This window comes from Carboxydocella sp. ULO1 (assembly GCF_002049255.1).
GTDB lineage: Bacteria > Bacillota.
Map to the genome: position 1 here is coordinate 17042 of NZ_BDLQ01000007.1, position 9289 is coordinate 26330.

General features: G+C 47.9%; 12 protein-coding genes. All 12 read left to right on the plus strand.

Annotation, left to right across the window (positions count from 1 at the left end):
- The first annotated feature begins 11 nt into the window (after window positions 1-11).
- Window positions 12-740, plus strand: coding sequence for a hypothetical protein (locus tag ULO1_RS00865; RefSeq protein ID WP_079906482.1), 729 nt, complete (start codon window positions 12-14; stop codon window positions 738-740).
- An 8-nt stretch (window positions 741-748) separates the two neighbouring features.
- The gene (locus ULO1_RS00870; protein ID WP_078665922.1) at window positions 749-1063 is read left to right on the plus strand and encodes a hypothetical protein; all 315 of its coding nucleotides are present in this window, start codon (window positions 749-751) and stop codon (window positions 1061-1063) included.
- Window positions 1047-1472 (plus strand): PIN domain-containing protein, encoded by a 426-nt coding sequence (locus tag ULO1_RS00875; RefSeq protein ID WP_079932714.1) that lies wholly within the window; start codon window positions 1047-1049, stop codon window positions 1470-1472. The genes ULO1_RS00870 and ULO1_RS00875 overlap by 17 nt, the downstream gene beginning before the upstream one ends.
- Window positions 1473-1574: 102 nt before the next feature.
- On the plus strand, window positions 1575-2309 hold the full coding sequence (gene cwlD, locus ULO1_RS00880; protein ID WP_079932717.1) for an N-acetylmuramoyl-L-alanine amidase CwlD: 735 nt from the start codon (window positions 1575-1577) through the stop codon (window positions 2307-2309).
- Between the two features lie 6 nt (window positions 2310-2315).
- On the plus strand, window positions 2316-3725 hold the full coding sequence (gene amrA, locus ULO1_RS00885; protein WP_079932719.1) for an AmmeMemoRadiSam system protein A: 1410 nt from the start codon (window positions 2316-2318) through the stop codon (window positions 3723-3725).
- Window positions 3726-3739: 14 nt separating this feature from the next.
- Window positions 3740-4594, plus strand: coding sequence for an AmmeMemoRadiSam system radical SAM enzyme (gene amrS, locus ULO1_RS00890; protein ID WP_079932721.1), 855 nt, complete (start codon window positions 3740-3742; stop codon window positions 4592-4594).
- Window positions 4595-4659: 65 nt separating this feature from the next.
- Window positions 4660-5133: a chemotaxis protein CheX gene (locus ULO1_RS00895; RefSeq protein WP_079932724.1), complete on the plus strand. Its 474-nt coding sequence runs from the start codon at window positions 4660-4662 to the stop codon at window positions 5131-5133.
- A complete protein-coding gene (locus tag ULO1_RS00900; RefSeq protein WP_200803493.1) occupies window positions 5127-6308 on the plus strand; it encodes a M20 family metallopeptidase in 1182 nt (393 codons plus the stop codon). Before ULO1_RS00895 ends, ULO1_RS00900 begins: the two co-directional genes overlap by 7 nt.
- 35 nt (window positions 6309-6343) lie before the next feature.
- Complete coding sequence (locus tag ULO1_RS00905) at window positions 6344-6646, plus strand: alpha/beta-type small acid-soluble spore protein (RefSeq protein ID WP_079907134.1); 303 nt, start codon at window positions 6344-6346, stop codon at window positions 6644-6646.
- Between the two features lie 37 nt (window positions 6647-6683).
- The gene (locus ULO1_RS00910; RefSeq protein WP_078665930.1) at window positions 6684-7517 is read left to right on the plus strand and encodes a hypothetical protein; all 834 of its coding nucleotides are present in this window, start codon (window positions 6684-6686) and stop codon (window positions 7515-7517) included.
- 88 nt (window positions 7518-7605) lie between these two features.
- Window positions 7606-8352: a polysaccharide deacetylase family protein gene (locus ULO1_RS00915; protein WP_078665931.1), complete on the plus strand. Its 747-nt coding sequence runs from the start codon at window positions 7606-7608 to the stop codon at window positions 8350-8352.
- Window positions 8343-9206, plus strand: coding sequence for a DMT family transporter (locus tag ULO1_RS00920; RefSeq protein ID WP_079932727.1), 864 nt, complete (start codon window positions 8343-8345; stop codon window positions 9204-9206). Before ULO1_RS00915 ends, ULO1_RS00920 begins: the two co-directional genes overlap by 10 nt.
- The last annotated feature ends 83 nt before the right edge of the window (window positions 9207-9289 follow it).

A 9289-nucleotide genomic window follows, 5' to 3' on the forward strand; every position in this document is an offset into this window, starting at 1 on the left:
GGGTCCGTGAAGTGAAAAATAAATTGATTAATACGAGTTTTAGTGTTGTATTTCCCCGTCAGGCCCACATTCGTAGAAAAGCGTACGAATTAGAGGATAGACTAAAAAATTTATATTTGCAACCTGAGATCTTACCAGTTCCTGATGAAATTGACCCGGAAATGCCACGAATAATATTCAGCTCGCATCATGGTTATAGCCAATTGATTGTTTCGCAGGTAAACATTCAACTGACTGCATTCTATTCCCCGGACTGGCAAGAAAATATGGAATTAGGTAAAAAATATTTTATGGAACGCAGTTCTTTAATTTTTAACTTACTTGACTTAATTGGAGATATTAAACCTTATTTTTGCGGTATTACGAATAGAGCCCAAATTAACATAGACACTATAAGTGATAAGGTTGTTTTAAAACAGATAGCAAATACTTTTTTGAAAGAGTTATCTGATAATACAAGCGATATAGAAGTTAAAAATACCAAAATAGTAGATAATCGCTTTTATAGTAACATAATTGTACGTAATTTTCGCACATGGGAACACAATGACCATCAGGAAGTTATACGCCTTTCGAATAAAGGTGCGCTGAAGCGTGGTATTGAAGTAATTTGTGATTTTAATGACAGGTATGCATTCAATGAAATTGAAAATTATTTTTCCGATAAATCAATACTTAATGAAATTATCGAACGAGGTTTCACAGAGCTAAATAGTGTTCTTGCGCAATTTAGGGAGTGAGAAAGAGTATGTCTAATGCGTTTGTGTGTGGGGCGGCCGCAATTGCTACGTCAATTATTTTGACAACTAGCCATTCTAGCATTGAATATAATAAATTTAATTGTGTTCATAAGTTTGTAAAAGATGGTATAATAAAAAAAACATCTGCATCACGATCGGTGCAACTTCCTTATGAAGTTCAAACATGGAGAGAACTTCGCTGTGCAAAGATAAAAGCAATTCAAGGAAAATATGCTTTTGTACCGACTAGTAGCGAGGAATTTATCAGAAGTAAGTGGGAGGAAATAGAAAAAGAAGGGGATACGGATGGCGGTTGTTTTTGATGCTTGTGCCATTATTGCCTGGCTACGTGACGAACCTGGTGCAGACATGATTAGTGAGATTATTAAAAATGAAGATTGCTGCTATTTACATGCGATTAATGCTTATGAAGTATATCACGACTTTCTACGAGTTACAGGTAAAGAAGAAATTGCAAGTAATGCAATTGAGGATATTAAATCTGTAGTAGAGGTTATCGAAAATATGGAAACGCAACTATGGAAGACTGCTGCGGATGTAAAAATAAATATAAAAAAAATCTCTATTCCTGATTGCTTCGCAATTGCGTTAGCAAAACGCATAAATGCTCCTGTGGTAACGGCAGATCATAAAGAGTTTATTCCAGTAAAAGAGAAAAAAATATGTGAAGTTATTTTTTTTCGGGATCCTGGTGTGCACTTAAAAAAATAATTTAAGCAATAATAGTTTAAAAGTACTTCGCTCAGCTCAGCCAGCTGAGCGGTTTTATTTTTTCTTCCACGGGCATAATGTTTGAGGGGGAGGTGGGAACAAATGCGGATAATCTATTTTCGCTGGCGTTCACTGGTGAGTGTACTGGCACTTCTGTTGATAGCCACTGGTATGGGGCTGTATCTAGGGGAGAAAAATAGGCAAGAGGAAATACTGGTTATGGCGCCATTACTGGCTGGAAAAATGATAATACTGGACCCGGGCCATGGCGGGTATGACCCCGGAGCCAAAGGGAAAAATGGCGGGGTTGAAAAGGAGATAACCCTGGCGGTGAGTCAGCGACTGGCACTGGCGCTGGCTCAGTCCGGGGCAGGAGTCCTGATGACCAGAAACGGTGATTATGACCTGGCCCCTGAGGATGTGGATTCTCTCAGCTTGAGAAAACAGCTGGATTTAAAGAAAAGGGTCGAAATTGCTGAATCCGCAAAAGCAGATCTGCTCCTCAGTATTCATGTTAATGCCTTTCCTTCAGAAAAATGGTATGGGGCCCAGACCTTCTATCAAGGGGGGGATGCCAGGAGCAAACAGCTGGCAGAAGCAATTCAGAGTGAACTGCAACGAATAACCGGTACCCGACGGGTGGCAAAAACTGCTGATATTTTTACCAACCGGGTGTCATCAATGCCATCAGTTACCGTGGAAATTGGCTTTATATCCAATCCGCAAGAGGAAAAACTAATGATGGACCCGGATTACCAGAATAAAGTAGCCTGGGCTATTTACTGTGGCATTTTGCAATATTATACTAAAATTAACCAGACTGAGGTACAGAGGTGAATAAAGTTGAACAATATTGTTTATGTTGGGCTCAGCCCTCATCCCCCTATTATCATTCCGGCCATAGGTAAGGAAGAGCTGACTAAAGTAGAGGCTACCGTAACAGGTATGAAAAAATGGGCTGATGAGGTGCGTAGGGCTGAACCGGATGCGATTGTACTCATTTCCCCCCATGGGACAGTTTTCAGTGATGCTATTACTATTCGCAAGGGGGAAAGAGTACAGGGAAATCTGGCGGATTTTGGTGCTCCGCAAGTCAAGGCAGACTGGCCGGTAGATTTGAATTTACTGGAGGCTATTGGCCTGATGGCATACCGGGAGCAGGTGAATGTCGTTTCTCTGGACCGGGAGGAAATGCAGCGGCTAGGTGCTAAATGGGAACTGGACCACGGTGCAATCGTTCCTCTGTGGTACTTGCAGGAAGCGGGGCTGGACTGCGCTCTGGTTTCAGTTAACATGGGTCTACTGGCGGTAGAGGAACTGTACGCCTTTGGGCTGGCGGTGCAACGGGCGGCAGGATTGCTGGGCCGCAGGGTTGCGGTAATTGCCAGTGGGGATTTATCCCATCGACTGACACCAGATGCTCCTTCTGGCTTTGCCCCTGAGGGCAAAGAATTTGACCGGCGCATTAAAGAGAATCTGGAGTTATTACAAATTGAGGAAATTCTGCGTTTGCCTGAAGAGCTGGTGGAAAAGGCAGGGGAGTGTGGCTTGCGGCCCTTAATTATGGCTTTGGGAGCGCTGGATGGCCTGGATGCTCAGTGTGAGATTTTCAGCTATGAAGGCCCCTTTGGAGTAGGATATCTAGTCTGTGGTTTTAAGCCTCAGGGACCCAATCCGGAGCGGGAACTGCTGGAAAAATTGATTGACCGCAGGGAAGAGGAAATTGCTGCCCGTCGGGCCCGGGAAAGCTATCCGGTAAAGCTGGCTCGCCGTTCTCTGGAATACTATCTGAGAAATGGAGAGATTCTGGACAAACCCAAAGATTTGCCTCCAGAACTGGAAAAGGCTGCTGGTGTGTTTGTTTCCATAAAGAAACATGGACAGCTGCGTGGCTGCATTGGCACAACCGAGCCTACCCAGCCTACTATTGCCGAGGAGATTATTCATAATGCCATTGCGGCAGGAACCAGGGACCCCCGGTTCTGGCCGGTAGAGGAAGAGGAATTGAGTCAATTGCTATATTCCGTAGATATTCTTAACCCGGCAGAACGGGTTAATTCCCTGGCCGATCTGGATCCCCGCCAGTATGGTGTGATAGTCCGCAAAGGCCGAAGTAGCGGCCTGCTTTTGCCTGATTTGCCAGGGGTGGACACAGTAGAAGAACAGCTGCGGATTGCCAAGCAAAAAGCAGGCATTAACCCGATGGATCAGGATGTAGAGATCTGGCGCTTTACTGTAACCCGCTACCTGTAGTGGAGGGATATAGTATGAAAGAGGCTCAGTACTGGCAGAGGGAAGGGGAAAAAATCCGCTGCCAGTTATGTCCTCATTACTGTCTTGTGGCAGATGGACAAAAAGGTAGATGCGGAGTGAGAGAGAACAGAGGGAACAAGCTTTATGCCCTCAATTATGGACAAATTGGGGCCCTGGCCCTGGACCCTGTCGAGAAAAAACCCCTTTTTCGCTTTAAACCGGGTAGCATGATTTTGTCAGTAGGAACAACGGGCTGTAACCTGGATTGCGCCTTTTGCCAGAACTGGGAACTGGTAAGCGGCAGGGGAGGCAGGGAGGAAATCAGTCCGGAAGAACTGGTGGCCCTGGCAGAAAACTACCGGCCAGTCGGGAATATTGGTCTGGCTTATACCTATTCCGAGCCCTTGATGTGGTTTGAGTTTGTCCTGGCTACGGCCAAATTGGCCCGGGGGAAAGGATTGGCAAATGTGCTGGTCAGCAATGGCTATATCAATGAAGCTCCCTGGCGGGAGCTGTTGCCCTGGCTGGATGCAGCTAACATTGATATTAAAGGAGAGAAAGAGTTCTACCGTAAGCTGTGTAAAGCCCGCCCGGAACCGGTGTGGCGTGCAGTAGAACTGGCGGTAGAGGCGGGGGTTCATGTGGAAATAACCTGTCTTTTGGTTACTGATGAAAACGACAGCCCGGAGCAGATCGAGGCGCTGGCAAGAAAGCTGGCAGATCTATCTTCTAAAATCCCACTTCATCTATCCCGCTATTTTCCCCGGCGCAGTTTAACAGCACCACCCACTCCGTTGGAGAGAATGTATGAGGCGCAAGCTATCGCCTCGCGCTATTTAAAATATGTTTATTTAGGTAACTTGCCCTGAGCAGCAGGAAAGAGGGGCGGCAGTGTCGAAATAGCCAGTAGTTTGCCTGAAAGGACGGGAGAGACTTGCAAGCGGAGTTGATTAATCCTTTTATTATAGCTGCCAGAGAGGTTTTGCAACAGGAAATAGGCAGTGATGTACAGATAGGCCAGCTTAGTCTGGACAATCATCTCTTAACAAGCAGGGAAGTTAAGGTCAATATTGCCATGACCGGAGATGTAGAAGGCCTGATTTTTTATGGTCTGGACCAGCATCAGGCTTGCCAGCTGGCCAGCCTGATGCTGGGGGAGCCTATAGGTGAATTTAATAAAATAGTGTATAGTGCGGTGGCAGAAATGGGAAATGTGATTTCCGGCATAGCCACCCGGGAACTGGAAAGGGCAGGTTATACTACTGATATCAGTACCCCTGTCGTGCTGGTAGGAGAACAGGCCAAAATCAATTTGGTGGGCTTAACCTATCTGGTGGTGCAGCTAACTACTGCCGTTGGGCCCTTAACTTTGTTAGTAGCTTTGCGAGGAGTGAAAAATAATTGCTAAAGGATACCGGGGAAAGAATTTGTACATGGTTGCAGGAAAATCTTAGTACCTGGCAGGACTTAAGCCTGGCTATTCACCGCCATCCAGAACTGGGCTACCAGGAGTACTTTGCCTGTAAATTGTTAACTGAGGCATTGGCTGCTGGTGGCTTTACCGTACAAAAAGGCATAGGTGAGATGGAAACCGCCTTTTGGGCCGAATGCCAGGGCAAGGGGACCGGGCCAACCCTGGCTTTGCTGGCGGAATATGATGCTTTGCCGGAACTGGGCCATGCCTGTGGCCATAATATAATCGGGGTAGCAGCAGTAGCAGCAGGTCTTGCTCTGGCCCGCTTTCGGTCAGAGTGGTCGGGACGGATCGCAGTAATAGGCACGCCGGCGGAAGAAACCGGGGGCGGAAAGGTGATTCTGGTACAGAAGGGTTATTTTCAGGCCGTGGATTTTGCTATGATGATTCATCCGGCTGACCATTTTTGTGCCCAGGTTACATCAACGGCGATGGATGCGATTGAATATGTTTTTTACGGCAAACCAGCCCATGCTGCGGCCAGTCCCCAGGAAGGAATCAGTGCCCTGGAAGGGGTTATTCAACTATTCAATAATATTAATGCACTGCGTCCCTATTTACCCGATGGGGTAAGGATCAATGGCATTATCACAGAAGGGGGTATAGCTCCCAATATTGTTCCGGAACGGGCAGTGGCGCGGTTTTATATTCGAGCCAAACAGAGAAACTACCTCAATACCCTGGTGGAGAAGGTACATAACTGCGCCCGGGGAGCAGCCCTGGCTACTGGCTGCAAGGTGGAATGGCATAATTTTGAATTATCCTATGACGAGATGTGTACTAACCAGACCATGGCCCGTATTTTTGAGCAAAAGTTACGCTATCTGGGAGTGGAACAGATACGTTCTGGACGGGAAGGCATGGGTTCCCTGGATATGGGCAATGTCAGTCAGGTAGTACCGGCTATTCATCCCTATGTAGCCATAGGGTCACTGGGGCTAACAGCTCATACCCAGGAATTTGCTCAGGCGGCGGGTGGACCGGGGGGCTTAAATGGATTGCTGCTGGGCGCACAGGCAATGGCTTTAACAGCACTGGAAATCTTAAACAAGCCTGCCTTGCAAAAACAGATTCGTAGTGAGTTTGAAAACCGGGGTTCCTGCTCATAATAAAATTGACCAAGTTCCGAAAGGAGGCTGGTTAAATGGCACGCCGAAAACGCAAGGACCCGGTTACCGAAGCGGCCCTCAAACAATTGAAGTTTGAAGTGGCTCAGGAGTTGGGAATTCCTCTGAATGAGGAGGATAACGGGGACCTGACTACCAGACAGGTAGGGAAAATCGGCGGTACCATGGTTAAACGGCTGATTGAACTTGGTCAGCGGGCGCTGGTGGCAGAATATGAGGCGCGGCAGCGGCGGTCGCAAATGCGGCTGGTTCATGCCCAGCGGCGGCCTCAACTGGCTGCACAGGCCCTGGGGGTGCAGCGGCTCCGGGCGATTCGCTAGGGGTGCGCTCCCCTTTCTACTGCAGAGGAGGGAAAAGATGGCTACTATCCTTAATTTGCTCTGGCTGGTTTTTATGATTATGGCACTGGTGCCCATGTTCAATCAGCGGCGCCTGGAGTTGCAGCGTGTGCGTTTAATGCGGGAAATTGAGTTAAAAAGGGGTTCTCGTTTGATCACCCTTATTCATCGTCAGGAATCCATTAACCTGCTGGGCATACCGATTTCACGTTTTATCAATATTGAGGACTCAGAGCAAGTTTTGCGGGCGATCCGGCTTACACCCGAAGATATGCCCATTGACCTGGTTCTGCACACACCAGGGGGCTTAGTACTGGCCTCAGAGCAAATTGCTTCTGCTTTAAGCAGGCACAAAGCCAAAGTAACAGTATTTATTCCCCATTATGCCATGTCAGGGGGGACGATGCTGGCATTATCGGCAGACGAAATCGTGATGGATGAAAATGCGGTCCTGGGCCCGGTGGATCCCCAGATCGGTCAGTACCCGGCTGCCTCTGTTATTAAAGTAGTAGAGGAAAAAGGGAAGGAACATTGTAAAGACGAGACCCTAATTCTGGCCGATATTGCCAGAAAGGCAATGAATCAGGTGGAGACCAAGCTCAAGGAAATTCTGGCCGATAAGTTTCAGCCTGAGCGGGCAGCGGAACTAGCGAAAATTTTCAGTGAAGGTCGCTGGACTCATGATTATCCTATTTCTTATGAACAGTTACGGGAACTGGGGTTACCAGTCTCCACGGCCATGCCCCGGGAAATTTATGAACTGATGGAGTACTATCCTCAACCGCCTCAGCGTCGTCCTTCTGTACAGTACATTCCCCTGCCATACTTTGAAGACACCCGTAAAACCAGGTAATTCGACATTCCAGCAAAAAACAATGGCCAGCCAGTACTAGCAAGGCTATAATTAACATAGACGGATAACCAGAAGGGCGGAGATAGCCATGAAAAGACGCTACTGGATGGTTTTAACTTTTTTGCTGGTTTACCTGGTCTGGCGGGTCTTGCAACCCCAGCTGATGCAGGCTATGGCCAGTGCCCATCTGCTGGGAAGGATAGTGATTTCTGCCCATACCCAGGGGGAGAAGCTGGTTGCTCTGACCTTTGATGATGGCCCTGATCCCCGTTTTACTCCGCAAATACTGGACATCCTTCAGCAATATCGCGTTCCTGCTACTTTTTTTGTCATTGGTCAGGCGGCACAGGATCACCGGGACCTGCTGGAACGGGAAATAGCTGAAGGACATGAGATTGCCAACCATACTTTTAGCCATCAGGATATGGTGGCGATGAATGAGCAACAAATTGCTCTGGAAATAGATATGACCAATTCTCTGCTGGAGCGTATCACCGGTAAAGTGCCGGACTACTTTCGGCCGCCCCGGGGACGGTTTGACTGGCGGCTGATCGAAGCCTGTGAGCTCAGAGGACTGAGGATTGTTCTCTGGACAGTGGGCATTGAAAATCACACGACCAGAACACCTGAGGCAATGGCAGACCGGGTAGTGGCTAAAGTTTATCCCGGGGCGATTATCCTGGGGCATGATGGCCGTCTGAACCGAATCAAAACGGTGCAGGCTTTGCCGCTCATTATCACCAGACTGCGGGCCCAGGGCTATCGCTTTGTTACTTTGAGTCAGTTGCTAGATACTGAGAAAGAGATAAGAAATGGGGAGGAGTTATGGCGTTAGCAGGTTTGATTATCGCTACTCTGGCTATATCGTCAGCCGGGCTCTGGGCTAAACTGGCAACGGCCCATGGCCTGGTTATCGCTTTTTATCGGGTCTTTTTTGCTGTAATACTTTACCTGCCGCTGATGGTAAAGCACTGGCGGGAGCATAACGGAGAGATAAAGCCAAAGTTTTGGTTTTGGCCGGTACTGGCCGGAATTTTTTTAGCCCTGCACTGGAGTACCTGGTTGCAATCATTTAAATATACCTCGGTGGCAATGGCTACGGTACTGGTGGCTACCCATCCGATTTTTGTTCTCCTGGGGGGCCGACTCTGGCTGGGGGAGAGATTACCGTCCGGGAGCTGGTCTGGCATCTTTTTGGCTATTCTGGCTACTGCCGGTTTGAGCTGGCAGCAGATGCAAGGAACTGGCGGGGATTTACGGGGGGAAATGCTGGCTTTGTTTTCAGCGGTTATGGTATCAGCTTATTTTTTGATCGGGAGGAAATGTCGCCAGTACCTGACAGCACTGAATTACAGCTTTTTAGTTTATAGTGCCTGTGCCCTGTTTCTGGCTCTGGCCATTCTCTTTTCCCCTTATTCCTTTACCGGCTATTCCCGGCAGGACTGGCTGGCGTTCCTGGCGCTGGCTCTTTTTCCTACCCTGCTAGGACATAGCCTTTTGATGTGGGCGCTAAAATTTTTGCCAGCAGGACTGGTTTCCCTTACCGCCCTGAGTGAACCGGTGGGAGCTACTCTGTTAGCGGCTCTGTTTTTACATGAGGTTCCTTCCCTTGAACAGGGGATATGGCTGGGCTTGTTATTGCTGGGGATTGCCTGGACAGTGTTTGCCAGCAGGCAAAAGATGGTATAGCATTATTGCGGAAATGGCTCCGGCAATAACCGGAGTCCTTTTTTCTTGCATTATTATGCAGAAATGATGTATAATTATAACAT